This window comes from Streptomyces sp. NPDC005423 (genome assembly GCF_040606415.1).
Lineage (GTDB): Bacteria > Actinomycetota > Actinomycetes > Streptomycetales > Streptomycetaceae > Streptomyces.
Genome location: NZ_JBEXET010000024.1, coordinates 41,244 through 67,088, shown reverse-complemented (window position 1 = coordinate 67,088; position 25,845 = coordinate 41,244). Strand labels below are relative to the sequence as shown.

Here is a 25,845-nt window from a genome sequence, read left to right as displayed (position 1 = left end):
AGGTACGCATGAACAGATGGAGCAGACGGTTCCGGGGCAGTCGCCTCGTCGTCGTGGCAGCACTGATATGGGCGGTCTTCCCGCAGGCCGTGGCCGCCCAGGCGGCGACCGACCCGTGCGGATCGGGCAGCAACCCGGTCGTCTGTGAGAACTCCAAGCCGGGCAGCCCCATGTCCGACTGGTACTCGCCCAACGCCTACGGTGACATCCAGGGCTTCTCCACCAAGGAGAGCGTCCAGGCCGGCGACACCGTGCAGTTCAAGGTCCAGTCGAAGGTCTCCTACACCGTCGAGATCTACCGCCTGGGCTGGTACGGCGGCGACGGCGCGCGCGAGATGTCGACCACCGCGCAGGCGGCGGTCACCTACCCCGCCAACTACACCAACTCCCCGGCCAGTTGCACCACCAAGAACACCGGCCTCGTCGACTGCGGCAAGTGGCCGGTGACCGCGAGCTGGACGGTGCCCTCCGACGCCGTGTCCGGGCTCTACATCGCCAACCTGGCGCAGACCGACGGCGACGGCCTGATGCCGTACCCGTTCGTCGTCCGCAAGGACTCCAGCACCTCCGACGTCGTCGTGCAGACCAGCGACGAGACCTGGCAGGCGTACAACGACTACGGCGGCCAGGACCTCTACGGCGGCCTGGGCCCGGCGCCGGACGGCCGCGCCTACGAGGTCAGCTACAACCGGCCGTTGGACATCGGCGGCGACAACGGCATCTACGGCTCCGAGTACATGATGCTGTCCTGGCTGGAGCGCAACGGCTACGACGTCAGCTACCTCTCCGGCGTGGACGTGTCGACCAACGGCGCCACGCTGCTGCGCAACCACAAGGTGTACATGTCCTCGGGCCACGACGAGTACTGGACGCAGAGCCAGTACTCCAACGTCCTGGCGGCCCGGAAGGCCGGTGTGCGACAGGCCTTCTTCAGCGGCAACGAGGTCTTCTGGAAGACCCAGCTCGCCCCGAGCATCGACGGCGCGAACACCGCCGACCGCACCCTGGTCTGCTACAAGATGACCAAGATGGCGCAGAACAACGGCATCGCCGACCCCAGCGGCTCCTGGACCGGCACCTGGATGGACCCGGCCAGCACGAACTACGGGCAGAGCTACCAGCCGCCGAACATCCTCACCGGCTCCATGTTCACGGTGAACGGCTACCGCGACGACGCGATCACGGTCCCCGGCTCGTACGGCCGGAACCGGTTGTGGCGCAACACCTCGATCGCCAGCCTGACCTCGGGCCAGACCGCCACCTTCCCGACCGGAACGCTCGGCTACGAGTGGGACAGCGACCTGGAGAACGCCACCAGACCCGCCGGCGAGATCGACCTGTCGTCCACGACGGTGGACATCCAGGACGCCAAGCTCCGTACCGACTGGGGCAACACCTACGGCAACGGCACCGCCACCCACAACCTGGTCGAGTTCCGCGATCAGGACTCCGGGGCCCTGGTCTTCGGCGCGGGCACCGTGCAGTGGTCGTGGGGGCTGACCAACCTGCCGACGTACAACCCCGATGACACGGTGGTCACCGAGGACGCCCGGATGCAGCAGGCGACCGTGAACGTCCTGGCAGACCTGGGCGTCCAGCCGCACACCCTGCAGAGCGGCCTCGTCGCCGCCACCGCCTCCACCGACACCACCGGGCCCTCCGTCACCGTGACGAGCCCCGCCACCGGGATCACCGTCCCGGCGCTGAAGCCGGTCACCGTCAAGGGCACCGCCGCCGACTCCGGCGGCGTGGTGGCCCGCGTGGAGGTGTCCACGGACGGCGGGGCGACCTGGCACGCCGCGACCGGCCTGGGCTCCTGGAGCTACAGCTGGACGCCGACCGCCCCGGGCTCCGCGTCCGTCAAGGTCCGCGCGGTGGACGACAGCGTCAACATCGGCGCCGTCACCACCGTCCCGGTGACCGTCGGCCCGCAGGCCTGCCCCTGCACCATCTGGCCGGCCTCGGCCGTACCCGGCACCGTCAACGCCGGCGACGGCGGTTCGCTGGAGCTCGGCGTCAAGATCCGTACCACGGTGGCCGGTTCGATCACCGGGGTGCGCTTCTACAAGTCGCCCGCCAACACCGGCACCCACACCGGCAGCCTGTGGAGCGCCTCCGGCACCCGCCTGGCCACCGGGACCTTCACCAACGAGACGGCGTCGGGCTGGCAGCAGCTGAACTTCGCCACCCCGGTGACGGTCAAGGCCAACACCACCTATGTCGCCTCGTACTTCGCGCCGAACGGCGGCTACTCCTACGACGGCGGCTACTTCTCCGGCAGTGACGCCGGCCTGGCCCCGCTCACGGCCCTCAAGACCGGCACCGACGGCGGCAACGGGCTCTACCACTACGGCTCCACGAGCGCCTTCCCGTCCTCGGCCGCCGCGGGCAGCAACTACTGGGTCGACGTGGTGCTGGACACCTCGACGGCCAGCACCACCCCGCCCGCCGTCACCTCGACCTCCCCGACCTCGGGGGCGACCGGCACCTCGATCACCGCGCCGGTGTCGGCCGTCTTCGACCACGCCGTCGACGCCGAGGGCCTGACGTTCACCGTGAAGGACCCGGACGGCAACACCGTGCCGGGTGCCGTGACGCTCCCCGCGTCGAACCAGGCGACCTTCACCCCGTCGACGGAGCTGGAGCTGCACACCACGTACACCGCCTCCGTCCAGGCCTCCGACCTGTGGGGCAACGCGATGGGCGCCCCGGTCGGCTGGAGCTTCACCACCAGTTCGACCCCGCCGGCCGTCACCTGCCCCTGCACGCTGTGGGGTCCGGGCACCGTGCCGGCCAAGGCCGACGTCACCGACGACCCCAACTCCCTCGAACTGGGCACCCGGTTCCATTCCTCGGCGAGCGGCTGGGTCACCGGCGTCACCTTCTACAAGGGCACCGGCAACACCGGTACCCACACCGGCAGCCTCTGGTCCGCCGACGGCACGCTCCTCGCCTCCGGCACCTTCACCGGCGAGTCGGCCTCCGGCTGGCAGACGCTGACCTTCGCCACCCCGGTGGCGATCAGCGCCGACACCGCCTACGTCGTCTCCTATCACGCGCCGAACGGCAACTACGCGGTGGACGGCGGCTACTTCACGGCCGCCCACAAGTCGTATCCGCTGACCGCCACCGCCGACATCGCCACGGCCCACAACGGGCTCTACCACTACGGCAGTGACGCGGCCTTCCCCAACGGCTCCTACGGATCGGCCAATTACTGGGTCGGTCCGGTCTTCACCGCCGACGATCCCAGCACCCAACTGTCGACGGCCGCCGCCTCGGAGGTGACCGCGTCCTCGGTGACGCACACCGCCGACGCGACGAGCGCCCTCGTCACCACCGTGCCGGGCACCGTCGGGCTGTCGTCGGTGAAGGCGTCCGTGACCGTCCTGCCCGGCGCCACCGCCGCGGCCGCCAGAAAGGCACACGTCACCACCGTCCTCTCCTACGACCGGGCCACCCACAAGGTGTCCGTCCACCTCTCCGCGCCGCTGCCGGACGGCACGCGGTTCCGGATCACCCTCACCGCCAAGGACCGGCACCACCACACCGTGCGGACCCGCACCTGGGTCCTGACCAGCAGAAGCGTCCACAAGAAGAACTAGCGCCCACCGGTGGCGGCCTCTCCAGCGGAGGCCGCCACCGGGGATTGGCTTCCCCTCCATGAGCACCGTCAGTGTCGTGATCCCCTGCTACAAGTACGGCCACTTCCTGGCCGACTGCGTGAGCAGCGTCCTGAACGAGCAGGACGGCGTTGACGTCCGCGTACTCATCATCGACGACGCCTCGCCCGACGACTCGGCGGAGACCGCGCGCAAGCTGGCCGCCGCCGACCCGCGGATCGAGGTCCGCGTCCACGCCACCAACAAGGGCCACATCGCCACCTACAACGAGGGCCTGCTGGACTGGGCCGACGGCGACTACGTGGCCCTGCTCTCCGCCGACGACCGGCTCGTCCCGGGCGCGCTGGTGCGGGCCGCCACGCTCCTGGACGCCCACCCGGAAGCCGGCTTCGCCTACGGGCGTCCCCTGCGTTTCCAGCACGGCGGCCCGCTGCCCGACGCCCGGACCGGCTCCGCCGGTTCCGTGGTCTACCCCGGGCACTGGTGGCTGGAGCGCCGGTTCCGCGAGGCCACCGGCTGCATCACCTCGCCCGAGGTCGTCGTCCGCACCTCGCTCCAGCGCGAGGTGGGCGGCTACGACCCCGCGCTGCCGCACGCCGGCGACATCGAGATGTGGATGCGGCTCGCCGCCCGCGCCGACGTCGGCTACGTACGCGGCGCCGACCAGGCCTACTACCGCGTCCACGGCGACAACATGTCCACCACCGACTTCGGCGGCCAGCTCGACGACCTCCGCCAACGCCTGGTCGCCTACGACTCCGTGCTCACCAAGTGCGCCGACCTGCTGCCGCAGGCCGACCGGCTGGCCGGCGCGGTCCACACCCGCCTCGCCCGGTTCGCGCTGCGCCGCGCCTACCGCGCCTACGACCGCGGGCGCACCGACGTCGTCCCCGTGGACGAGCTCGTGGGCTTCGCCGCGGAGTGCCTGCCCGGCTACGCGGCGCTGCCCGAGTACCGCGCGCTGCGACTGCGGCGGCGGATCGGAGCGAAGGCGATGCCGTACCTCCAGCCGCTGGTGTGGTCGGCGATGGCGGAGCGCGGACGGGAGTGGCTGTGGTGGGAGTCCTGGAAGCGCCGCGGCATCTGATGGACCGTCAGCTCTACTCAGCCCGCGACCGGCACCCCGCCGGCCCGGCGCACCGCTCCCGGGAAGTCCTTCCCCTTCCGCCCGCGCCGCAGCGCGTACCGGTCGAACCACAACGCGCCCAGGATTCCGCCGAGTCCGCCCAGCAGCGCCGTACCCGCCAGGGCGCGCGTCTTCGTGCCCTGCACCGGGGCGGCGCTCGCGGAGACCAGCACCGAGGCGCTGATCCGCGACGCGGGCGCGATGCCCTGCGCGTCCTGGAGCTGCCGCACGTGCCGGGCGTAGACCTCGATGACCCGGTCGACCGCCGCGTCGGCCTGCACGGCGCCGCCGCGCTGCGCCTGGATCTGCACCGAGGGGATCAGATAGCGCGGGGTCGCGCTGGTGCCGCTGTTGCGCGGGACCAGCTGGTAACTCCCGTGCACCCCGGCGGAGTTCAGCTCCTTGTGCCCGGCGGGCGACTGGAGTTGCTGAATGACCCCGTAGGAGAGGGCGGCGAGCGGCGGCTGGAGGTTGGTCAGCTGGTTCGGCTGGTTGCCCGTCACGGGCGGTTTGAGGACGACCACCGCCGAACTCAGGTACAGCGGAGCGGGATGCACCACCTTGTAGGCTCCGGCGGCCGTCAGCGCGAGCGCGAGCAGCAGCACGTACCAGCGGCGGAGCAGCGCTTCGGCGACGTCACGAGGCGACACAGAGAATCCTTCCGTCGCCACCGATCCTCGCAGGCGCGGCGGCGGGCCGCCACCGAAAGGGAGTTCTCATGAGCCTCGCCGACCTTCTGGCGATCATGCGCAGGCGCTGGTACTTCATGGTGCCCCTCACCCTGCTCAGTCTGCTCGCCGGCGGATACCTGTACCGGACCATCCCGGTCTCCTACGAGTCGCAGAGCTCGGTCACGCTCCTCGACTCCACGGCGATCGCCGATCTGGCACCGACCTTCGGCAACCCCCTCTCGAACGCGGGGGGTTCGCTCGTCGTCACGGCCGACGTGCTGATCAGGACGCTCCAGTCGAGCGACTCGGCGAAGGAACTGCGCACCCGCGGCGTCACCGACCCCTACACGGTCGGGTTCGCGCCGCAGGCCGACAGCCCGCTGCTCACCCTGAGCGTCACCGGCACCGACCGGGCGAAGGTGCTGCGGGAGACCACCACCCTCACCAAGTTCACCGGGGAGCAGCTGAAGGCCCTGCAAGCCGCTTCCAAGGTGCCCGCGGGGTACGCGGTGCAGACCGCGCAGGTCGTCCTGCCGCAGACCCCGGTCTCGCAGTCGAAGAGCCGGTACCAGGGCATCGCCGCCGTCGTCATCGTCGGGTTCGTCGGCGCGTTCCTGCTCTCCATCCTGGCCGAGGGGGTCGCGGTGGTGCGCCGCCGCGGACGCGCGCTGGCCGGATACGTGCCCCGGCGCCACCGCGCCAGGCCCCCCGAGCGGCCCAGGGGAGTGCTGGTGCGCCGGCTGGACGCCACGACGATCCTCACCGGCTATCTGGTGCTGGCCTTCTTCGTCCCCTCGAACCTGACGCTGCCCGCGCTCGGCGGCATCGGCACCCCGGCCAACGTCTTCGCCCTGCTGGGACTCCTCTGGTACCTCGCGACCTGGCTCGGCGGCCGGGTCCTGCCCGCGCCGGGCACCAGGCTGCCGCGGGTGGTGATGTGCGGCCTCGCCGTGGCGGTGCTGCTCTCCTACCTCGCCGACGCGACCCGCGCCAGCTCGCACCAGGAGGTCCTCGGCGCCGACCGGGGGCTCATCGGGCTCGGGGTGTGGGTGGCGCTCGTCGTGCTCTCCTCGGCCGGCATCCAGGACCGCGCCCGGCTGGAGACCCTGATGCGCCGGCTCGTCGTGCTGGGCACGGTGGTCGCCCTGATCGGCTACTACGACTTCTTCGCCGCCACCAACATCGCCGACTCCATCCACATCCCCGGCCTCAATTCGAGCACCGCCGGGATCAGCGCCATGGACCGCGGCTCGTTCACCCGGCCGCGCTCCACCACCGCCCATCCGCTGGAGTTCGGGGGGATGCTGGCCATCCTGGTCCCCTTCGCCGTCCACCAGGCGTTCGACCCGGTACGCCGGCACGCCGGCGCGCTGCGCCGCTGGGCCCCGGTGGCGATCATGGCGGGCGCCCTCCCGCTGACGGTGTCCCGGACCTCCATCATCGGCGCGTTCATCGTGATCGTGGTGATGGTGCCCCGCTGGAAGCCGCAGCGGCGCTGGGCCGCGATCGGGCTGATCCTGGGTTCGGTGGCCGGCTTCAAGGTGATCATCCCGGGGCTGATCGGGACCATCACCAACCTCTTCGCCACCTTCCTCTCCAACTCCGACAGCAGCACCCAGGCCCGCACCGTGAAGTACAGCGCGATCGTCCCCTACCTCAGCGAACGCCCGTGGTCCGGGCGGGGGTTCGGCACCTTCACGCCCGACCTGTACTTCTTCACGGACAACCAGTACATGCTGACCCTGGCCGAGACGGGCGCCGTGGGACTGGTCGCGCTGCTCGCCCTGTTCGTCACCGGCATCCACCAGGGCGGTGCCGTTCGGCGGCTCGCCCGCACCGAGACCGACCGCGAACTCGGCCAGGCCTACCTCGCCTCGGCGCTGGTCGCCCTCGTCATCAGCGCCACCTTCGACGCGCTCAGCTTCCCCATGTACGCGGGCATGTTCTTCCTGACCCTGGGCGCGGGCGGCAGCCATCTCGGCTTCGTCCGCCGCGAGGCCGCCGCCGCCCACGCCGCCCACGCCGTACGGGCCACGGACGCCGCCCGCGACCTCCTCGCCCCGCCTCCGGCCTCCGAAGCCCGGCACCCCCAACTCGCGGAGTCCCGATGAGTACCGTCGCCGTCATCGTCGTCACCTGGAACAGCGCCGCGGTGCTCCCCGGCTTCCTCGCCGCGCTGCCCGACGGCATGGCCGGCCTCGACTGGCGGCTGGTCGTCGCCGACAACGACTCCGCCGACGACACCGTCGAGGTGCTCCGCACCCTCGCCCCCGACGCCACGGTCGTCCGCACCGGCCGCAACGCCGGATACGCGGCCGGCGTCAACGCGGCGCTGGGCGCGGCCGGTTCGTACGGGACCGCGCTGGTCTGCAACCCCGACATCCGGATGCGGCAGGGCTGCGCGAAACGCCTCGTCGACCAGCTCGGCGACGGTGTCGGGATCGTCGTACCCCTGCTGTACGAAGACGGCGCGAAGGCGCCCCATCACTCGCTGCGCCGCGAGTCGAGCGTGCTGCGGGCCCTCGGCGAGGCCGTCATCGGCAACACCCGGGCCGGGCGCTTCCCGGCCCTGAGCGAGCTGGTCACCGACCCCGCCGCGTACCGGCGGCCGACCCGCGCGGACTGGGCGACCGGCGCCCTCATGGCGATCTCGGGGGAGTGCCTGGCCGCCTGCGGTCCGTGGGACGAGTCCTTCTTCCTCTACTCGGAGGAGACCGAGTACTGCCTGCGGGCGCGGGACCGCGGCTACGCCACCCAGCTGGAGCCGACGGCCGAGGCCGTCCACCTGGGAGGCGACTCCCAGGTCTCGCCCAGGCTGTGGACCCTCCTCACCCTCAACCGCGTCCGGCTCTACCGGCGCCGGCACGGCGCCCTCGCCACCGCGGCCTTCCGCGCCGCCGTCCTGCTCCGGGAGACCTCACGCGCCGCACTCGGCCGCCCGGCGGCCCGGTCGGCCGCCGCCGCGCTCGCCCGGCCGGGCGCCCTGCGCACCCCGCCGGGCCCGTAGCGTCCCGGCGGGGTGCGCGGGCCCGCTTCTCAGTCCGTGCTCCTCGGCCGGCAGACCAGGGCGACGAAGTCGTGCCCCACCTCCGGCAGCGCCGCGTCCTCCGCGGCGAAGCACCGCTCCAGCAGGGCCCGCGTCTCGGGTTCCCCGTCGCGGAAGTTGTGCGCGATCCCGGAGAACGCGATGTGCAACACCGTGCCGCCGTACGGCCGTTCCTCGACGATGTCGAAATGGCGCCGCAGGCCCGGCAGCAGCGCCGCCGCGTCGACCGCCTCCGAGGGGTCGTCCAGCACCATCGACAGCCGGCTGGGCCGTACGACGCGGTGTTTGGTCCGGCCGTCGGCCAGCCGCCGCCGCTCCTCCGGGAGCTCGGCCAACAGGGCGTTCGCCGCGTCCAGTTGGGCGTCGGTCCACTGGAACCGGGTCGGGCCGACGAACTCGTCGACCACGAACGTCCCGCCCGGCTCGATCAGCCGGGACAGCCGCGGCAGCGTCTCGTCGAGCTCGTCGAAGTGGTGCAGCGACTGAAGACCCAGCAGCACGTCGAAGCGTTCCCCGTCGCTGCTCATCCGGTTGACGTCACTGACCCGGAAGCGCAGGACGTCGGCGAGACCGTGCTCCTCGGCGGCGCGGGTGGCGAAGTCGATGCGCTGCTGCGCCACGTCCACGCCCTCCAGCAGACCGAACGCGCCGGTCTTCGCCCAGAGCAGCTCGTTGCCGCCGGTGCCGCAGCCGAGCGAGAGGCCGCGCAGATCGGTGCGCGGCGCGAAGTGCTCGGCGGCCACGTACTCGGGGAAGGAGGTGCGGGGGTCGCCGGTCATCAGCAGGTTCCACCGCTCGACGACCGCGGGTATCGCCCACCACTCGGTGAGCGACGGGTCGACCCGCGACCAGTGCTGGACCACGCGCGCGCCGCCGCGCACCCGCAACTTGGCGAGCACCGGGTCGAGTTCGAGCCGCCGTACCTTGCGCAGCAGCCGGTCGGCGTCATGTCTGTTGACGAGGTTGTTCAGCACGCGGGCTCCGTTCGTACGGCTGTCAGCGACTTCGTCACACCGAGCACCCGCTCGCTGAGGAGCACCGAGTCCGGGAACAGGTAGCGCATCTCGGTGCGGGTCAGCAACTCGATGTTGATCACCGCGTTCATCGCCGACTCCGGGCTGTCGGGGCGGCTGTGCACGAGCGGCCAGTGCCGTACCAGCCGGGCCCTGGCGGCGAGCGGCAGGAACTGGAAGCCGGGCGCCACGAAGTGCGGCTCGACGGGGAAGTAGCGGTACGGCGTCTGGATCCAGTGCAGCGGGGCCAGCGACCCGACGGCGTCGACGAACCGCCGGCGCTGGCTGTGGCCGCCCACGTGCTCGATGGTGGAGTTGGAGAAGACCAGGTCGTAACCGCCGTTGTGGCCGCTGAGTTCGGCGGCGACCACCGGGTCGGTGACGTCGCCGACCTCGGCGGTGATCCAGTCGGGCAGTTCGGCGGGGTGTTCCTCCAGGTTGATCAGGTGGACGTGCTTGGCGCGTACGGGTGCCCGCAGCCACATCTCGGCCGTCCCGCCCAGGTCGACGACGCGCATGTTCTCGATGCCGGGGAAGCAGCGCCGGAACCGTTCCCAGCGGGCGATGCGCAGCCGCTCGCCCAGCGAGCCTGGCGCGTCGACGAATCTGTTTCTGAGGGCGCGGGATCGGGGCACGGGATCAACCACCTGAGGTCGTAACGGAGTTGGAGAAGGAGACGGAGAAGGGAACGGGCGGGAGCAGGGGGTGGCAGCCGGGGGGAGCCGGTCGGCTCCGGGCCGGCTGTCACCACTGGGTGTAGAAGCTGGCCGGGTTCACCAGATAGCGGACGGTGGGGTGCGGCACGTGCGCCACCCGGTGCCGGCGGGCGTACCGGTGGATCAGCTCCCAGTCCTCCCGGGGCATCACCTCCGGTGTCCGGCGCAGACGGCTGAAGCGCAGGCAGCGGTTGCGGCGGGCGACGAAGGCGTTGGTGTCGAGGAAGGACTCACGGGCGGCGCGGCGCCGGTCGTAGGGCACCGACAGGATGTCCCGCTCGCTGCCGTCGGGCAGGACGCGGCGCAGCGCCGTGTACACACCGTCGGGGCCGCCGGGCGACCGGAGCACTTCCAGCGCCCGGGCGAGATGGTCCGGCTCCCAGAGGTTGTCGTCGTCCAGGAACGCCACATAGCGGGACCGGGTCAGCCTGATGCCCACGTTGCGGACGACGCCGGCGGTCCCGGTGTTGGCCGTCAGTGAGACCGCGAACAGCCTGGGGTCGTCGGGCAGTTCGGGCAGTCCGGCGCCGTCGTCGACGACCATGACGACCTGGTCGCGCACGCTCTGCGCCAGCGCCGAGCGCACGGCGGCGCGCAGTGCCTCGGGGCGGCGGTGGGTGGCGATCACCGTGGCGACGAGCGCCGAGGGCACGCTCGGGAAGCCGGCCGCGAGCCGGCGGGTCTCGGCGTTCTCCACCCGGCGCAGCCCGACCGCCGAGGGGGCGAGCAGGATCTTGTTCCTGGCCTCGAAGAGCACCAGCCAGCCGAAGACCGCCTTGAGCAGCGTCCACGGGGCCTGTGCGATCCGGCGCATCATGGTCTCGCCTCCCCGGCGGGTACGCCGTTCACGTGACCGGCCCGGGGCGGACCGTGCGGCCGTCGGACATCCGGTTGTTCCGCCACACGTTTCCGGCGCCGCCCGCGTTCCAGTGGGCGACCACGCCGTATCCGCCAGAGGCAGGGTGGTACTGCGTGGAGAAGACGTTGTCGGTGACCTTGATCCCGGTGGCGCCCTTGTCGCCGCCGTACAGGGCGTAGGCGCCGCCGGCCACCCAGTTGTGGTCCACGGTGACGTTGCGGACCACCCCGGTGTCCGCGAAGAGGCCGATGCTGCCCGAGGCGCCCTGCTTGAGGCCGGTCGGGTTGAGCAGGGTGTTGTGGCGGATGATCAGCTGTCCGGTGTTGCCGCCGCCGCTGATCACCGTGTTGGTGTGCTGCCACTCGCCGCCCAGGTTGACGAACGGGACGATGTCGTGGACGTAGTTGTCGTGCAGGTCGCCCTGCCCCATGGAGAGGGCGTCGCCGAACACCGAGACGTCGCACCAGCCGACCTCGACGGAGCTGCCGCCCATGTTCGACACCGCGTAGTCCACGCCGCCGTTGTCGGGCCCCTTGCCGGGCACGGCCGTGACGGTGGAGTGCAGGACGCGCAGACCGCTGAAGCCGGGGCGCAGGTTGACGCCCCACCAGCTGTCGGAGGTGATCCTGCTGTCGATGACGGTGACGTCGTCGGCGTAGATGTCGAGCGCGCCGGTGATGTCCCACCCCCGGATCACGAGCCCGTTGGTGCGCACGGCCAGATACCCGGTGTGGTGCGGTTTCAAGGGGATGCGCGGCCCGGTGGTGGTGGCGTCCGGGAAGCCGCAGGCACCCGGGGAGGAGCAGTGGGTCGTGGCGGCGGGGGTGCCGGACGCGGTGCGGGCGCCCGCCGTGACGGTGGGCTCGGCTGTCGGGGACGGCGCGGGGGACGGGCGGTCCGTCGCGGCGGTGGCGCCGGCCGGCGCAGCGGTCTCCGGTGACGCCGAGGCGCCGCGCGCGGAGCAGGTCGCCGGGGCGCCGGCGCAGGCGGGCGACGCGGACCGGTCGGCCCCCGAACAGGCGCCCAGGGCCGCGAGCAGGGTAGCGAGCAGCAGAACCGCGAGCGGGCTCCGGCTGATGTGCCGTGACATCGTGCTCACCTCATGTCCGGTGGGGCGGGCGGTACCGGCGCGGACGGCCGGTGCCGGCCGTCCGCGGGCCGCTCGCCGCGGGCGGTGCCGCGCAGGAAGTGGCGGCTGGGCAGTACGCACACCGCGTAGGCGGCCAGGGCGGTCGCGGCGACGGCGAGGAGCGCGAGCCGGCCGTCACCGAACCGGTGGTGCAGGGCGAGAACGACCGCGGCCATCACGGCCCCGCCGGCGAAGGGCCACGCGCAGGCCCGGGCGATCAGGCCGGCGCCGATGCCGCCGCGGCCGAGGGCGAACAGGAAGACGGGCACCACCAGGCCGCCGGCGACGAGGACATGGGCCTGGGAGACGCCGACGATGCCGTTCGCGTGGGCGCCCACGAGGAGCGCGGGTACCAGGGCCGCCAGCCACAGTCCCTGCACCAGGAAGAGGGAGCGGCGCTGCCCGACGGCGACCAGGCAGTCGTAGGCGAGTTCGCTGCCGATGCGGATCAGGCCGAGCGCCATCAGCCAGGGCAGGGCCGCCGCGGCGGGAAGCCAACTGCCGCCGTAGATCAGCTGGATGGCCGGTCCCGCGAGGCCCGCGAGCAGGACGCAGAGCGGGACGGTGGCGGTGATCAGGACGCCCAGGGCGCGGCTGAAGCCCTGGGCGAGCGCCCGCGGCGAGCCGGCCAGCCGGGAGAAGCCGGCGAAGGAGACCCGGCGGGCCGCCTCGGAGATGATCCGCACGGGCCAGCCGGAGATGTTGAAGGCGAGCACGTAGAAGCCCAGCGACACGTTGCCCAGCGTCGCGCCCACCACCATGGTGTCGACGTTGACCACCGCGAGCGCGAGCATGCTCGCCCCCGCGAGCGGCAGTCCGAACCGGAGCAGCGCCCGCGCCTGCGCGGGGTCCCAGCCGAACCTCAGGGTGCCCGGCGCCGCCAGTCCGCAGCCGATCAGGGTGACGACGTTCCCCGCCACGGCGCCCCAGGCGAAGCTCATCGCGCCCCAGCCCTCGAAGGCGAGCAGCAGCGTCACCGAGGTGCTGAGCAGGAAGTTGAGCCCGTCGATGACCATGCGCCTGCCCTGGGCGAACTCACGGGTGAGGAAGCCGCCGGGCACCTGGGCCACCCCGTCGATCACCACGCACAGGCACATCACCCGCAGGACACCGGCGGCGTCCGGCGAGCCGAGCAGGTCTGCCACGGTCGGTGCCGCCGCGAACAGCGCCACGTACAGCAGCCCGCTGGAGAGGGTGCTGAGGGTCAGCACGGTCGGCGCGAACCGCCGCGCGTCCCCCTCCCAGCGCACGATGGCCAGGCCGACGCCGAGCTCGTTCGCCGACAGCAGGACCAGCAGCACGGTCTGGGCGATGCCGTACACGCCCCACTCGGCGGGGCCCAGGGCGAAGCGGGCCAGCACGATGCCGGTCGCGAAGTTGCCCAGCCGCATGACGACGGTGTTGATCAGACTCCAACGGGCCGCCGAGCGGACCTTCCGGCCGAAGGAGACGGGAGCGGGCAGCGCGGGCGCGGGAGGAGCGGGGGTCTCGCTCGGCTCACCGGTCTCGCTGTCCGGTGCGCGGGCGGTGTCCATGGGTCGACTCCTCGTCGAGCGGCTCGGCGGCGGAGGCCACCGCCATCGCGGGCTGTGGTGCCTTGGGCTCTGCGGCGGTCGGGCCGTCCTTGACCGACCGTGACCAGCGGGGCGGCCGGCGGATGGCGAGCGTCTCGTCCACGGCCGGCTCCCCGGCCGGGAGGGGAGCGGCCGTCTCCGCCTCCTTCTCCGGCTCGCCGCCGGGGGCCGCGGGCGCGGACTCGGGTACGGCCCCGGGTGCGGGCCGGGGCGACCGCAGGCGCGCCTCGGCGTAGAAGGTGGCGACCATGCTGAGGACCAGGCCCAGCGCGCCCGCCATGACGAGGTATTCGAGCCGGGTCTTGGTCTGCGCCACCGGGACCTGCGGGGGCACGATCGTCGTCATCCGGATCATGGCCTTCTCGTCGACCGCCTGCTCCTTCTGGAACTGGTCCAGCCGCTCCTTGGCGTACGCGGTCAGGACGCGGTCGGAGGAGAGGACGGTGGCCTTGTCCGTGCCGGTGACGGTCAGCCAGAGGAGCGGCCCCTGCGCGTTGTCGGCGAGCTTCGCCCCGAACGTGCCGGTGGCGCCGAGGGACTTGAGTTCCCGGAGGGAGTCGTCGGAGTTGAGGTTGCGGGCCAGGCTGTCGGCCATGCCGGTGAGCGAGGTCTGGGTGCTCAGGAACGGGTTGCCGTCATAGGCGCGGGTGGCCTTCTGCGAGTTGAGCAGCACCACCGTGCTCTGCGACTGGTAGGTGACCGGCACCATCAGCCGCACCGCGGCCATCAGGCCGACGGCCACGAGCAGTCCGGGCAGCAGGACGTACCAGCGCCTGCGCATGACCCGGAAGATCTCAGCGAGATCCATGGTGGTTCCCCCTAGCGGCACCAAGTTCGACGAGCATATGTGGCAAGCGGATCATAGGGGGAAGGTCCGGTCGGTGGGCCTCGGGCGGGTGCGCGCGGTGCCCCCCGCCAGGAGCACCTCGGCGATGCGGTCGCTCGCGCGGCCGTCCCACAGCTCCGGCCGGCGCGGGGCGGGCGGAGCGTCCAGCACCCGGTGCGCGGTGGACACGATGCGCGCCGGATCCCGTCCGGCCAGCACGTTGGTGCCCTGCTCGACGGTGACGGGCCGCTCGGTGTTGTCCCGCAGGGTCACACACGGCACGCCCAGCGCGGTGGTCTCCTCCTGCACTCCGCCGGAGTCGGTCAGCACCAGCCGGGCGGAGTCCTGGAGGGCGATGAAGTCCAGATAGCCGGCGGGCGGTACGAGCCGGACGCCGCCGGGGACTCCGAGATCGGCCAGCTTCCCGGCCGCGCGCGGGTGCACGGGGAGCACGAGCGGGCAGCGGCCGGCGATCTCGCCCAGCGCCTTCAGCAGCCCGTTGAGGATCTCGGGATCGTCCACGTTCGCGGGGCGGTGCAGGGTGACGAGCCCGTACTCGCCCCGCGTCAGGCCGTACCGGGTGAGGACGTCCGAGTCCCGGGCCCGTTCCAGGTTGGCGAGGAGGGTGTCGATCATGACGTTGCCGACGAGGTGGATCTGGTCCTCCCGGTACCCCTCCGCGCGCAGGTTCTCGACGGCGTCGGGGGAGGGGGCCAGCAGGTAGTCGCTGACCCGGTCGGTGGCGACCCGGTTGACCTCCTCCGGCATGGTCCAGTCGCGGCTGCGCAGACCGGCCTCGACGTGCGCCAGCAGCGGACCCGCCTTGGCGGTCACCAGGGCACAGGCCAGGGTGGAGTTGATGTCGCCGACCACGACGACGAGGTCCGGGGAGAGCTCGCCGAGGAGCGGCTCGAACGCGGCCATCACGCGTCCCGTCTGCTCGGCGTGGCTGCCCGAGCCGACGCCGAGGAAACGGTCGGGCGGGCGGATGCCGAGGTCGGCGAAGAACACGTCGTTCATGGCCGGGTCGTAGTGCTGGCCGGTGTGGACGAGGACCACCTCGGCGCCCCGGCTCTCCAAGGCGTCCATCACCGGTTTGATCTTCATGTAGTTGGGGCGCGCCCCGGCGACGCAGACGATGCGCGGCATGGTTTCAGAGCACCTCGATCGTGGGTCCGGACGCCAGCCGCCGGCGGCAGTCGAGGACGAAGGGGGCGTGTTCGACGACGAGTTCGTAGTCGAAGCTGTCGTGGTCGGTGAGCAGGACCACCACGTCGGCGGCGGCCAGCTCCTCCGGTACCGGTTCGACCCGCACCAACCGGGCGTCCACGGGCAGGCTTTCGACGACGTGCGGGTCGGCCGCCCTGACCTGCGCCCCCATGTCGAGGAGGAGTTGGGAGATGCGCAGGGCGGGCGACTCGCGGGCGTCGCCGGTGTTCTTCTTGTACGCCAGCCCCAGCAGCAGGACCCGCGAACCGTTCACGGACCGGCGGCGCTCGTTGAACAGGTCCGTGATGCGGCGCGTCACGTACTCGGGCATGTGGTTGTTGATGTCGTTGGCCAGCTCCACGAAGCGGAAGCTCTGGCCCAGTTCGCGCTGGACCCGCCAGGACAGGTACGAGGGGTCGATCGGCAGGCAGTGGCCGCCGACACCCGGACCGGGGGTGAACTTCATGAAGCCGAACGGCTTGGAGGAGGCGGCGTCGATGGCCTGCCAGACGTCGATGTCCAGGTGGTGGGCGAACATCGCGATCTCGTTGACCAGGGCGATGTTCACATGCCGGAAGGTGTTCTCCAGGAGCTTGGCGAGTTCGGCCTCCTTGGGCGAGTTCACCGGCACGGTGGTGTCGACGAGTTGGCCGTAGAAGTCCTCGACTGCCTTGAGCGAGGCGGCGTTCACGCCGGAGACGACCTTCGGGGTCTCCTTGAAACCCCAGACGGCGTTGCCGGGGTCGATCCGCTCCGGGCTGTAGCCGAGGTGGAAGTCCGCGCCCGCGGTGAGGCCCGAACCCTCCTCCAGGAGCGGGGCGAACAGCTCCTGCGTGGTGCCCGGGTAGGTCGTCGACTCCAGGACGACGGTGGCCCCGGGGCGCAGATAGCGGGCGAGGGTGACCGCCGACTCCCTGATGTAGCGCAGGTCGGGGGTGCCCTCGTGGAGCGGGGTCGGGACGGTCACCACGGCGATGTCGAAGCCACCGCAGTCACGGGCCGACGCGCTCGGGCGGTAGGCCCCCCGGTCCAGCGCGGCGCGGATCCGTTCGGAGGAGACGTCCTCCACGAAGGACTCGCCGGCGGCCAGGCTCTTGATCCGCCGTACGTCGACGTCGTAGCCGATCACCTCGTGTCCGACCTCGGCGGCCCGGATGGCCAGCGGCAGTCCCACGTATCCCTGTCCCACCACGACGACGCGCATCAACGGCTCCTGTTCGCGGGAGTGGCCGACGGGGTGAGCCGGACCAGCTCGCGTGCCGTCATGAGGAGGAAGGCGGCGTTGGTGGTGACGTAGCGCCGGCCGAGGCGGCGGGGTTCCTGAAGGGCGCGGTAGAGCCACTCGACCCCCCAGCGCTGCCACAGTCGCGGGGCCCGTCTGGTGACTCCGGCCAGGATGTCGAAGGAGCCGCCGACGCCGTGCACCACGTTGGCGCCGGTGCGGGCGCCGTGGGCGGCGGTGAAGATCTCCTTTTTTGGTGAGGTCATGCCAAGGAAGAGCATCCCGGCGCCGCTCCGGGCGATGGCGTCCGCGATCGACTCCTGCTCCGCGTCGGCGAAGTAGCCGTTGCGGCCGCCGGCCACCTTCAGGCCGGGGAAGCGGTCGGCCACCCGGAGCAGCATCCGCTCCAGCACCTCCTCCTTGGCGCCGAGGAAGTACACCGGCACGCCCGCCGACTCCGCCTCGGCCAGCAGCCGCAGGAACAGGTCGATGCCCGCCACCCGTTCGGGCAGCGGGGCGCGCAGCAGCCGGCCGGCCCAGACCACGGCCTGTCCGTCGGCCAGCACCAGATCGCAGCCCGCCACGGCGGAGGCGAGCCGCTCGTCCCGGCGCATGTTCACCAGCTTGGCGGCGTTGACCACGCCGATCTCCAGCTGTTCGCCGTCCCGGACCGCGTCCAGGCAGCGCCGCACGGTCTGGTCCATGGTGAGCGGGTCCACCTCGACCCCGAACAATCTCTGACGATCCGTCATATCCGGCCCCCCTGCCAGGCGTAGAGCATCCAGCCGAATTCGTACGGCCGGCATTCGCGGTCCACGGCGACGGGCCGGTAGACCCGGTCCAGAGCCTTCAGCCGCAGGCCGGGAACGACCCGGGTGCCCAGGCCCCGGGCGGCCCGTACGGCCTTCCTCGGGTCCCCCCGGTAGACCTTGCGCCAGGTGGCGCCGAGCTCGTCGAGGATCATCGGCTCACGTCGCTCCGGGTGGGCGGCGAGTTCCGGTACGTCCGTCATCCAGCGCAGGCCCCGGCGGACCGAGGCGCCGAAGTCGGCGCCGCCCGCGTCGGCGAGATCGAAGAGGGCGGTCGGCGCCATCGCGTGCTGATGGACGCTGTAGACCGGGTAGCCCTCCACGACTCCACCGGTGCGCGCGTCGTAGTGCCACCACCACTGACCGCCGTCGCCCTGGAGCTCACAGATGCGCGCCGCGCACGCCTCGGAGGCGGCCAGCGCCTGCGGATCGCCGCCGCCCTCGTCGCTGGCGTGGGCGCGGGCCAGTGCCTGGAGGGGGTAGGTCTGGTCGGCGAAGCAGCTCACGTGCGACCGGTACCAGGGGACCAGGCCGGGACCCGTGGCGTGCGGAAAGAGCGGACTGTCCCCGATCCGGGCCCGTAGCAGCCGGTCACGGGCGGAGGCGAAACGTCTCTCCACATCGACCGTCTGTCGCGCCGCCGCGAGGGCGGAGAGGACCCACGCCGCCTCGACGGTGTACTGCGGGCGGCCCTCCTCGTCGAGGGCGTCGACCCGGCCGAAGGCGTCGGACAGTTTGGGATGGCCGGTTTCCGCTGCGGCCCAGGCGATGAGCGCCGCGTCACCGAGGTTGGTCACCGCCGGCAGCGACTCGATGAGCAGACCCGTGAACTCCTGGGCGGTGCGTCCGCCGAGCACCGCGCGCTGGCGGTCCTCGGGGAGGAAGCGCGCCCCCAGCGCGGTGATGGCCGCGTACCGGGTGCTGGTCCCGCGCCGCTCCAGAGTCCAGGAGCCGTCGGGTCTCCCGCGTCCGGCCATGGTGAAGACGAAGGCCTCGCCACCGGGCAGGAGCATGGACGCGAGCCCCGACTCCGCGACGGTGAGCAGCCGTTGGGCCAGCGCGAGCAGCGGCGGTTCCTCATGACCGAGCGCCGCCAGACGTGTGATGGTCATCGTTGGGACACACCAACCCCCCTGTGGTCCTGTGTTGCGGACAGACTGATGAAGCGACGGCATCAACGGCCGCGCGGAGCACGGCAGATGTCAGACGCTGGAGCGGTCACCGCTCCTCGTTTCAGGCACAGGTGTCCCCCACCCCGTAACCCCCCCTGGGCACGACTGGTCTGTGTGCTCATTGTGCCTGGTCTGCACACATCGCACACATGTTATGCCGCCAGATGTTCGAGGATTCACGTTTTGCGCGATACAGGCGTCATGCGCGCTCGGTGAGTTCGCCGTCCTTCTCGTCGTGCAGCCCGCCCGTCTCGGGGCACTCCCACACACCGGGCTCGTCCGCCCGCTCGGCCAGCCGGACGCCGGCCCGGCCGACCCAGCCGATCCGACGTGCGGGAACACCGGCCACGAGCGCGAAGTCGGGCACGTCCCGGGTCACCACGGCGCCCGCCGCGACCAGCGCCCACCGGCCCACCCGCACCGGCGCCACGCACACCGAACGGGCCCCCAGGGACGCCCCCTCGGCCACCACCACCGCGACCGGCTCCCAGTCGTCCCCGCGCTTCAACCGCCCCCGCGGGTCCACCGAACGGGGAAAGCAGTCGTTGGTGAGCACCGCCGCCGGGCCGACGAAGACGCCGTCACCGAGCACCGCGGGTTCGTAGACCAACGCGTAGTTCTGGAGCTTCACGTTGTCGCCGATCCGCACTCCGGGGCCGACATAGGCTCCGCGGCCGAGGATGCAGCCGCTGCCCAGCCGGGCGTCCTCCCGGACCTGGGCGAGATCCCAGACCGTCGTCCCGTCACCGATCACGGCCGTCTCGTCGACCTGGGCGGTCGGCTGGATTCTGGAACTCACGTGGAGGACCCTCTCGTTGTCGTCATGCCGGGCGGAGGCGGGGCGTGACCGAATCCCGTTCCCGGTGCCCGGTGCCCGGCGGTCGGCCGTGGTCCGCGTCCGGCCGGTGACCACCGCCTCGGTGATCGCCTCCGGCACCCTACTTTCGCCGCATTCGCCGGTGGGGGGAATCCCGTAACCGGACGGGCACTGTTCACCGGGCCGCCCGCACCGGGCGGGGCCGCGGGCGACCTCTCCGGACAAGTTCCGTGCCGGCGAACCGAGTTCACCCCGGTGAGCTGGGACGCGAGGGCGCGGCGCCGTTCCCGCTGTGCGCACTCGCCCCACGTGTACCCGCGACTTTCACGTGGGCGCCACCGCACCCTTCCCGGACGTTCGCTGCTCTTGGAACACTCGCTGCGCACACGTACCGCATGATCCGGCCATCCGTACCAGGATGAGAGGTCCCCACCCATGCCCGACGTCAACCGGCGCAGATTCCTCCAACTCGCGGGCGCCACCACCGCCTTCACCGCGCTGTCGAACAGCATCGAGCGCGCCGCCGCGCTCCCGGCCAGCCACCGCACGGGCTCGATCGAGGACGTCGAGCACATCGTCGTCCTGATGCAGGAGAACCGGTCCTTCGACCACTACTTCGGCTCGCTCCGGGGCGTCCGCGGCTTCGGCGACCCGCACCCGGTGGTCACCCGGCAGGACGGCAAGCCGGTCTGGTACCAGTCGGACGGCGCCAAGGACATCCTGCCGTTCCGCCCCGACGCCGACGACCTGGGCATGCAGTTCATCCAGGACCTCCCGCACGGCTGGAACGACGGACACGCCGCCTTCGACGGCGGCAAGTACGACAAGTGGGTGCCGTCCAAGAGCACCACGACCATGGCGTACCTGAACCGCGAGGACATCCCGTTCCACTACGCGCTCGCCGACGCCTTCACCATCTGCGACGCCTACCACTGCTCGTTCATCGGCTCGACCGACCCCAACCGCTACTACCTGTGGACGGGGCACACCGGCAACGACGGCAAGGGCGGCGGCCCCGTCCTCGGCAACGACGAGGCCGGCTACAGCTGGACCACCTACCCCGAGCGCCTCGAAGCGGCCGGTGTCTCCTGGAAGGTCTACCAGGACGTCGGCGACGGCCTGGACGCGAACGGCAGCTGGGGCTGGATCCCCGACGCCTACCGCGGCAACTACGGCGACAACTCGCTGCTCTACTTCGACCAGTACCGTGACGCCAAGCCCGGCGACCCGCTCTACGACAAGGCCCGCACCGGCACCGACGCGCGCAAGGGCGAGGGCTTCTTCGATCAGCTGAAGGCGGAGGTCAAGGGCGGCAAGCTGCCCGAGATCTCCTGGGTGGTCGCCCCCGAGGCGTTCACCGAACACCCCAACTGGCCCGCGAACTACGGCGCTTGGTACGTGTCCCAGGTGCTCGACGCGCTCACCGCGGACCCGGCGGTGTGGGCGAAGACGGCGCTGTTCATCACCTACGACGAGAACGACGGCTTCTTCGACCACGTCGTCCCGCCGTTCCCGCCCGGCTCGGCCGCGCAGGGCAGCTCCACCGTCGACGTCGGACTGGACGTCCTCCCCGGCGACAGCGGCCACGTCGCCGGCCCCTACGGGCTGGGCCAGCGGGTGCCGATGCTCGTCGTCTCGCCCTGGAGCAAGGGCGGTTACGTCTGCTCGGAGACCTTCGACCACACCTCCGTCATCCGGTTCATGGAGACCCGGTTCGGCGTCCACGAGCCCAACATCTCGCCCTGGCGGCGTGCCGTCTGCGGCGACCTGACCACCGCGTTCGACTTCTCGCGGCGGGACACCGGGCGGGTCGCCCTGCCGGACACCGACGGCTACCGGCCGCCGGACACCAGCCGCCACCCCGACTACGTGCCGACCCCGCCCGCGCACCCCGTCCTGCCCAGGCAGGAACGCGGAGTGCGCCCGGCCCGGCCCCTCAAGTACGCGCCCGCCGTGGACGGTTCGGCGGATCCGGGGGCCGGGAGGTTCACCCTCGCCTTCGCCTCCGGCGCGCACGCCGGCGCCGCCTTCCTCGTCACCTCCGGCAACCGCGCGGACGGGCCCTGGAGTTACACCACCGAAGCCGGCAGGACGGTCTCGGACACCTGGAACTCGGCGTACTCCAACGGCTCCTACGACCTGACCGTGCACGGCCCGAACGGCTTCCTGCGCGTCTTCAAGGGCCCGGGGAAGAGCGCCGGACCCGAGGTCACCGCGCGCCACCACGGCGACGACATCGAGCTGACCTTCACCAACAAGGGCTCCGGAACAGCGCAGTTGAAGGTGAGCGGCGGCTACGGCGGCCGGGCCACCACGGTCCGGGTGCGGGCCGGCGCCACCGTACGGCACACCTTCGACCTGGGCGCGAGCCGGCGGTGGTACGACCTGACGGTCACCTCCGCCGCCGACAAGACCTTCCTGCGGCGGTTCGCCGGACACGTCGAGAACGGCCGTCCCGGCGTCAGCGACCCGGCGATCGGGGCCGCGTGAGGGCCGTACCGCGAGCGGTTGTCATCCGTTCGGCTCACGGTAGTGTGCCCCGGTGACCACGCAATCGAACACTCCCGCGGGCTGGTACCCGGACCCGCACGGAGCGCCGCAGACCCTTCGCTACTGGGACGGCTCCCGGTGGACCGAGCACACCAACGCAGACCAGGGGGGCCAGGCCGCCGCCCAGCAGGCACCGCGGCCCGTCCCCCAGCAGCCGGCCGGCCCGGACCCGCGCGTGCAGCGCCAGGTCCAGGCGCAGGCCGGGGTCGCCGCGGGCGGCCCCAGCGGCGGCGGTCTGTTCAGCGAGCCGGTGCTGGTGGTCAACCAGAAGGCCAAGCTGATCGAGCTGACCAACGAGTACACGGTCATGGACCAGCACGGCAATCCGATCGGCTCGGTCACCGAGATCGGCCAGAGCGCGCTGAAGAAGGCGCTGCGTTTCGTCTCCAGCCTCGACCAGTACATGACCCACCGGCTGGAGATCCGGGACGCGCACGGGCAGCCGCAGCTGGTGCTGACCCGGCCGGCGAAGATCATCAAGTCCAAGGTGCTCGTCACCCGCCCGGACGGTTCGCCGGTGGGCGAGATCGTCCAGCAGAACATGATCGGGAAGATCAACTTCGCGATGACCGCCGACGGCCGGCAGGTCGGCGCGATCAGGGCGGAGAACTGGCGGGCCTGGAACTTCGCGATCGTCGACCACGCCGACAACGAGGTCGCCCGGATCACGAAGACCTGGGAAGGCCTCGCCAAGACGATGTTCACCACCGCGGACAACTACGTCCTGCAGATCCACTACCAGCTGCCGGAGCCGCTGCTGAGCCTGGTGGTGGCGACGGCCCTCACCGTCGACACCGCGCTCAAGCAGGACTCACGCGGTTTCGGCTGACCGAGCCCCACCCCAGGTCACAGCGGCGTGAGATGCCCCGGCTCGGACCGCCGGCCCGGCTGCCGGGGCATCAACGCCGGTTCGGAGGAGGCGGATCGGGCCTCCAGGGCCAGTACCGCCGCCACCGGATGGTCGTCGTCCGGCGCGGCGAGGGCGACGGCCGGGCGGACCCGGGTCAGCAGCACCACACCCCAGGACGCCAGGCCCGCGCCGGCCAGCGCGAGGAGTATCCCGCCCGCGCCGCCCCGCAGACGTTCACCGAGCAGCGCGAGGCCGATCGCCGCGGCGGCCACCGGGTTGGACAGCGTCACCACCGCGAGCGGCGCGCCGAGACCGCCCCGGTAGGCCGTCTGCGACAGCAGCAGTCCGCCGGCCGCGAACACGGCCACCAGCAGCGCCACCCCGATCACCTGCGCGCTCAGCAGCGGTCCCGAGCGGTCCGTCGCCGCGACCGTCACCGTCTGCGTGAGCGCGGAGGCCACACCCGAGGCGAAGCCGGACGCGCTCGCGTGCCGCAGCCCCGGCCGAGCACCCCGCCGTGCGAGCACCCCGATCACCACCGCCGTGGTGCCCGCGACCGCCAGCGCCTCCGGCACGCTCAGCACCTTGTCGGGCGCGGGCCCGGAGGCCGCGACGAGCACCGCGGCGAGGCCCAGCAGGGTGAGCGCGGTGCCCCGCCACTCCGCCCCGTCGACCCGCCGGCCGGCCACCCGCGCCCCCAGGGGCACCGCCGCGACCAGGGTCAGCGCGCCCAGCGGCTGCACCACCGTCAGCGGCCCGTACTTGAGCGCCACGACGTGCAGCAGGGCGGCGCCCGCGTTGAGGACGACCGTCCACCACCAGGCGCCGGTGGCGAGCAGCCGTGCCATGCCGGCCTCGGAGTCGCCCGAGGCGAGCCGTTCCTGGGCGACGGCGGCGGCGGCGTAGGCGACGGCCGAGAAGAGGGAGAGGACCACGGCGACGAGAGTGGCGTTCATCGGGCCGCTCCCACGAGCACGGGCTCGGGCTCGGCGGCGGCGATCACGGGGCCGTCATGCCGGGCGGTGGTCGAAGTCCGGCGCGGGGGACGGATCACCGCGAGCGTGACACCGAGCAGGGCGGCCGCCGCTATCGCGTCGAGCCAGTAGTGGTTCGCCGTACCGACGATCACCACGAGGGTGACCAGCGGATGCAGCAGCCACAGCGGGCGCCACCGGGACCGGGTCGCGACGATCAGACCGATCGCCACCATCAGGGCCCAGCCGAAGTGCAGTGACGGCATCGCCGCGAACTGGTTGGACAGATGGTCGCTCGACGGCGGCCCGTACACGGAGGGGCCGTAGACCCGCGCGGTGTCCACCAGGCCGGTCGAGGCCAGCATGCGCGGGGGCGCGAGAGGGAACGTGAAGGGCAGCACCAGGGCGGCGGCGGTGACCGTCGCCAGGACCCGGCGGGCCCAGACGTAGTGGGCGGGGCGCCGCAGGTAGAGCCAGCTCAGGAAGGCGACGGTGGCCGGGAAGTGCACGGTCGCGTAATAGGTGTTGGCGAGGTGCGCGAGGGTGTCGCCGTGCAGCAGCAGGGACTGCACGCCGCCCTCGCCGGGGAGACGCACGGCTCGTTCCAGGTCCCACACGCGCTGTGCGTTGTGGAGGGCCTCGGCGGTGTGGCCCGTGGCCAGCTGCCGGCCGAACTTGTAGACGAGGAAGAGCCCTGCGACGAGCAGGAGCTCACGGACGAGCGGAGGCCGCGCTACAGCGCCGGTCTCCCCTTCTGCAGGCTCGGTGCGGGCATTCATCCCCCGGCCCCTTCACTGACGGTGGTGCGTGTGGGTGCTGCCGGCCGGGTGGTTGACCCGTCAGGCGGCCGGAATTCATCGATACGAATGCGTTCCGATACGCCAGTGTACCGATACGGTCGGGTACCGGTACACTGGCGTATCGATTGACATACGACACACTGGGAAGCGGGCCCCCGCCGGGCCGCCGGAGACGAGCGAGGAGACGAGACGATGACGTCGCAGGCCGCGGACGGACCCGAGACGGTCGCCGGCTCGCGCCGCTCCAAGATCACGCCCGAGCGTGAGCAGGAGTTCTTCGACGCCGTGCTCGAACAGATCCGGGAGTGCGGGTACGAGGCCGTCACCATGGAGGGCGTCGCCAGCACCACGCGGTGCAGCAAGTCCACGCTCTACCGGCAGTGGCGGACCAAGCCCCAGTTCGTGGCGGCCGCCCTGCGCGCCAACCGCCGCGTGCACTTCAGCGGGATCGACACCGGCTCGCTCGCCGAGGACCTGCGGCAGGCCGCGCGGGCGGCGGGCGCCTGGTCGGCGAAGGACACCAAGCTGGTCGCGGCCCTCGGCCACGCCGTCACCCAGGACAGCGAGCTCTCCCAGGCGCTGCGCGAGGCGCTCGTCCACCCCGAGATCGCCGCCCTGGAGCAGATTCTGCGCCGCGGTGTCGAGCGCGGCGAGGTGGCGGCCGACCACCCGGCCCTGGAGTACGTACCGGCCCAGATGTTCGGCGTCCTGCGCGCCCGGCCGGTCCTGGAGGGGTGCTACGCGGACCCCGACTACCTCGTCGACTTCGTCGAGGCGGCCGTCCTTCCGGCACTGGGCCTGTCCGGCTCGGCGGGCCGCGGCGGGGCGACGCCGGCCGGCGGGCCGGCGTGACCGGGAT

At 72.0% G+C, this 25,845-nt stretch carries 21 protein-coding genes; 7 read left to right on the top strand and 14 right to left on the bottom strand.

From position 1 onward, the window contains the following. Nucleotides 1-53: 53 nt before the first annotated feature. Nucleotides 54-3,605: a DUF4082 domain-containing protein gene (locus ABZT12_RS24035; protein WP_356388133.1), complete on the top strand. Its 3,552-nt coding sequence runs from the start codon at nt 54-56 to the stop codon at nt 3,603-3,605. Nucleotides 3,606-3,663: 58 nt separating this feature from the next. Further along, a complete protein-coding gene (locus tag ABZT12_RS24030) occupies nt 3,664-4,710 on the top strand; it encodes a glycosyltransferase (RefSeq protein WP_356388131.1) in 1,047 nt (348 codons plus the stop codon). 17 nt (nt 4,711-4,727) lie between these two features. Here ABZT12_RS24030 and ABZT12_RS24025 read toward each other — a convergent pair whose 3' ends face one another. Next, the gene (locus ABZT12_RS24025) at nt 4,728-5,399 is read right to left on the bottom strand and encodes a hypothetical protein (protein WP_356388129.1); all 672 of its coding nucleotides are present in this window, start codon (nt 5,397-5,399) and stop codon (nt 4,728-4,730) included. Nucleotides 5,400-5,467: 68 nt separating this feature from the next. On the opposite strand from ABZT12_RS24025, the gene ABZT12_RS24020 reads away from it, so the two are divergent. Both ABZT12_RS24020 and ABZT12_RS24015 read left to right on the top strand, forming a co-directional pair. Further along, the gene (locus ABZT12_RS24020) at nt 5,468-7,531 is read left to right on the top strand and encodes an O-antigen ligase family protein (RefSeq protein ID WP_356388127.1); all 2,064 of its coding nucleotides are present in this window, start codon (nt 5,468-5,470) and stop codon (nt 7,529-7,531) included. Next, nucleotides 7,528-8,427: a glycosyltransferase family 2 protein gene (locus tag ABZT12_RS24015; protein ID WP_356388125.1), complete on the top strand. Its 900-nt coding sequence runs from the start codon at nt 7,528-7,530 to the stop codon at nt 8,425-8,427. Before ABZT12_RS24020 ends, ABZT12_RS24015 begins: the two co-directional genes overlap by 4 nt. A gap of 29 nt (nt 8,428-8,456) precedes the next feature. On the opposite strand, the gene ABZT12_RS24010 is transcribed toward ABZT12_RS24015, so the two are convergent. From ABZT12_RS24010 to ABZT12_RS23960, 11 genes are all read right to left on the bottom strand, one after another. Next, complete coding sequence (locus ABZT12_RS24010) at nt 8,457-9,440, bottom strand: class I SAM-dependent methyltransferase (protein ID WP_356388123.1); 984 nt, start codon at nt 9,438-9,440, stop codon at nt 8,457-8,459. Next, on the bottom strand, nt 9,434-10,114 hold the full coding sequence (locus ABZT12_RS24005; protein WP_356388121.1) for a class I SAM-dependent methyltransferase: 681 nt from the start codon (nt 10,112-10,114) through the stop codon (nt 9,434-9,436). Before ABZT12_RS24005 ends, ABZT12_RS24010 begins: the two co-directional genes overlap by 7 nt. A gap of 109 nt (nt 10,115-10,223) precedes the next feature. Then, the gene (locus ABZT12_RS24000) at nt 10,224-11,012 is read right to left on the bottom strand and encodes a glycosyltransferase family A protein (RefSeq protein WP_356388119.1); all 789 of its coding nucleotides are present in this window, start codon (nt 11,010-11,012) and stop codon (nt 10,224-10,226) included. Nucleotides 11,013-11,040: 28 nt separating this feature from the next. Then, complete coding sequence (locus ABZT12_RS23995; protein ID WP_356388117.1) at nt 11,041-12,144, bottom strand: hypothetical protein; 1,104 nt, start codon at nt 12,142-12,144, stop codon at nt 11,041-11,043. Between the two features lie 5 nt (nt 12,145-12,149). Continuing rightward, nucleotides 12,150-13,718 (bottom strand): oligosaccharide flippase family protein, encoded by a 1,569-nt coding sequence (locus ABZT12_RS23990; protein WP_356388115.1) that lies wholly within the window; start codon nt 13,716-13,718, stop codon nt 12,150-12,152. After that, the gene (locus tag ABZT12_RS23985; protein WP_356388113.1) at nt 13,681-14,565 is read right to left on the bottom strand and encodes a chain length determinant protein; all 885 of its coding nucleotides are present in this window, start codon (nt 14,563-14,565) and stop codon (nt 13,681-13,683) included. Before ABZT12_RS23985 ends, ABZT12_RS23990 begins: the two co-directional genes overlap by 38 nt. 51 nt (nt 14,566-14,616) lie before the next feature. Next, complete coding sequence (wecB, locus tag ABZT12_RS23980; RefSeq protein ID WP_356388111.1) at nt 14,617-15,732, bottom strand: UDP-N-acetylglucosamine 2-epimerase (non-hydrolyzing); 1,116 nt, start codon at nt 15,730-15,732, stop codon at nt 14,617-14,619. A gap of 4 nt (nt 15,733-15,736) precedes the next feature. Continuing rightward, nucleotides 15,737-16,996: a nucleotide sugar dehydrogenase gene (locus tag ABZT12_RS23975; RefSeq protein ID WP_356388109.1), complete on the bottom strand. Its 1,260-nt coding sequence runs from the start codon at nt 16,994-16,996 to the stop codon at nt 15,737-15,739. Further along, nucleotides 16,996-17,766: a WecB/TagA/CpsF family glycosyltransferase gene (locus ABZT12_RS23970; protein WP_356388107.1), complete on the bottom strand. Its 771-nt coding sequence runs from the start codon at nt 17,764-17,766 to the stop codon at nt 16,996-16,998. The genes ABZT12_RS23975 and ABZT12_RS23970 overlap by 1 nt, the downstream gene beginning before the upstream one ends. Then, nucleotides 17,763-18,935 carry a hypothetical protein gene (locus ABZT12_RS23965; RefSeq protein WP_356388105.1) on the bottom strand — a complete coding sequence of 391 codons (1,173 nt, stop codon included), beginning with the start codon at nt 18,933-18,935 and terminating at the stop codon, nt 17,763-17,765. Before ABZT12_RS23965 ends, ABZT12_RS23970 begins: the two co-directional genes overlap by 4 nt. 259 nt (nt 18,936-19,194) lie before the next feature. Next, the gene (locus ABZT12_RS23960; RefSeq protein ID WP_356388103.1) at nt 19,195-19,794 is read right to left on the bottom strand and encodes an acyltransferase; all 600 of its coding nucleotides are present in this window, start codon (nt 19,792-19,794) and stop codon (nt 19,195-19,197) included. Nucleotides 19,795-20,247: 453 nt separating this feature from the next. Here ABZT12_RS23960 and ABZT12_RS23955 point away from each other — a divergent pair, with 453 nt between their 5' ends. Both ABZT12_RS23955 and ABZT12_RS23950 read left to right on the top strand, forming a co-directional pair. Beyond that, complete coding sequence (locus ABZT12_RS23955; protein WP_356388100.1) at nt 20,248-22,302, top strand: phosphocholine-specific phospholipase C; 2,055 nt, start codon at nt 20,248-20,250, stop codon at nt 22,300-22,302. A 52-nt stretch (nt 22,303-22,354) separates the two neighbouring features. Continuing rightward, nucleotides 22,355-23,191, top strand: a complete 837-nt coding sequence (locus tag ABZT12_RS23950; protein ID WP_356388098.1) for a phospholipid scramblase-related protein — start codon at nt 22,355-22,357, stop codon at nt 23,189-23,191. A gap of 17 nt (nt 23,192-23,208) precedes the next feature. Here the strand turns inward: ABZT12_RS23950 and ABZT12_RS23945 are convergent, their stop codons facing one another. Together ABZT12_RS23945 and ABZT12_RS23940 are read right to left on the bottom strand one after the other, a co-directional pair. Beyond that, complete coding sequence (locus ABZT12_RS23945; RefSeq protein WP_356388096.1) at nt 23,209-24,168, bottom strand: hypothetical protein; 960 nt, start codon at nt 24,166-24,168, stop codon at nt 23,209-23,211. Beyond that, nucleotides 24,165-24,965, bottom strand: coding sequence for a phosphatase PAP2 family protein (locus tag ABZT12_RS23940; RefSeq protein WP_356388093.1), 801 nt, complete (start codon nt 24,963-24,965; stop codon nt 24,165-24,167). Before ABZT12_RS23940 ends, ABZT12_RS23945 begins: the two co-directional genes overlap by 4 nt. A 213-nt stretch (nt 24,966-25,178) precedes the next feature. On the opposite strand from ABZT12_RS23940, the gene ABZT12_RS23935 reads away from it, so the two are divergent. After that, entirely contained in the window at nt 25,179-25,838 is a 660-nt protein-coding gene (locus tag ABZT12_RS23935) for a TetR/AcrR family transcriptional regulator C-terminal ligand-binding domain-containing protein (protein ID WP_356388091.1), read from the top strand. The last annotated feature ends 7 nt before the right edge of the window (nt 25,839-25,845 follow it).

Bases quoted from the DNA above. Each gene is read 5' to 3' on its own strand.
- ABZT12_RS24030 (WP_356388131.1), top strand. From the start codon at position 3,664: ATGAGCACCGTCAGTGTCGTGATCCCCTGCTACAAGTACGGCCACTTC.
- ABZT12_RS24020 (WP_356388127.1), top strand. From the start codon at position 5,468: ATGAGCCTCGCCGACCTTCTGGCGATCATGCGCAGGCGCTGGTACTTC.
- ABZT12_RS24015 (WP_356388125.1), top strand. From the start codon at position 7,528: ATGAGTACCGTCGCCGTCATCGTCGTCACCTGGAACAGCGCCGCGGTG.
- ABZT12_RS24000 (WP_356388119.1), bottom strand. From the start codon at position 11,012: ATGATGCGCCGGATCGCACAGGCCCCGTGGACGCTGCTCAAGGCGGTC.
- ABZT12_RS23995 (WP_356388117.1), bottom strand. From the start codon at position 12,144: ATGTCACGGCACATCAGCCGGAGCCCGCTCGCGGTTCTGCTGCTCGCT.
- ABZT12_RS23990 (WP_356388115.1), bottom strand. From the start codon at position 13,718: ATGGACACCGCCCGCGCACCGGACAGCGAGACCGGTGAGCCGAGCGAG.
- ABZT12_RS23985 (WP_356388113.1), bottom strand. From the start codon at position 14,565: ATGGATCTCGCTGAGATCTTCCGGGTCATGCGCAGGCGCTGGTACGTC.
- wecB (WP_356388111.1), bottom strand. From the start codon at position 15,732: ATGCCGCGCATCGTCTGCGTCGCCGGGGCGCGCCCCAACTACATGAAG.
- ABZT12_RS23975 (WP_356388109.1), bottom strand. From the start codon at position 16,996: ATGCGCGTCGTCGTGGTGGGACAGGGATACGTGGGACTGCCGCTGGCC.
- ABZT12_RS23970 (WP_356388107.1), bottom strand. From the start codon at position 17,766: ATGACGGATCGTCAGAGATTGTTCGGGGTCGAGGTGGACCCGCTCACC.
- ABZT12_RS23965 (WP_356388105.1), bottom strand. From the start codon at position 18,935: ATGACCATCACACGTCTGGCGGCGCTCGGTCATGAGGAACCGCCGCTG.
- ABZT12_RS23955 (WP_356388100.1), top strand. From the start codon at position 20,248: ATGCCCGACGTCAACCGGCGCAGATTCCTCCAACTCGCGGGCGCCACC.
- ABZT12_RS23945 (WP_356388096.1), bottom strand. From the start codon at position 24,168: ATGAACGCCACTCTCGTCGCCGTGGTCCTCTCCCTCTTCTCGGCCGTC.
- ABZT12_RS23940 (WP_356388093.1), bottom strand. From the start codon at position 24,965: ATGAATGCCCGCACCGAGCCTGCAGAAGGGGAGACCGGCGCTGTAGCG.
- ABZT12_RS23935 (WP_356388091.1), top strand. From the start codon at position 25,179: ATGACGTCGCAGGCCGCGGACGGACCCGAGACGGTCGCCGGCTCGCGC.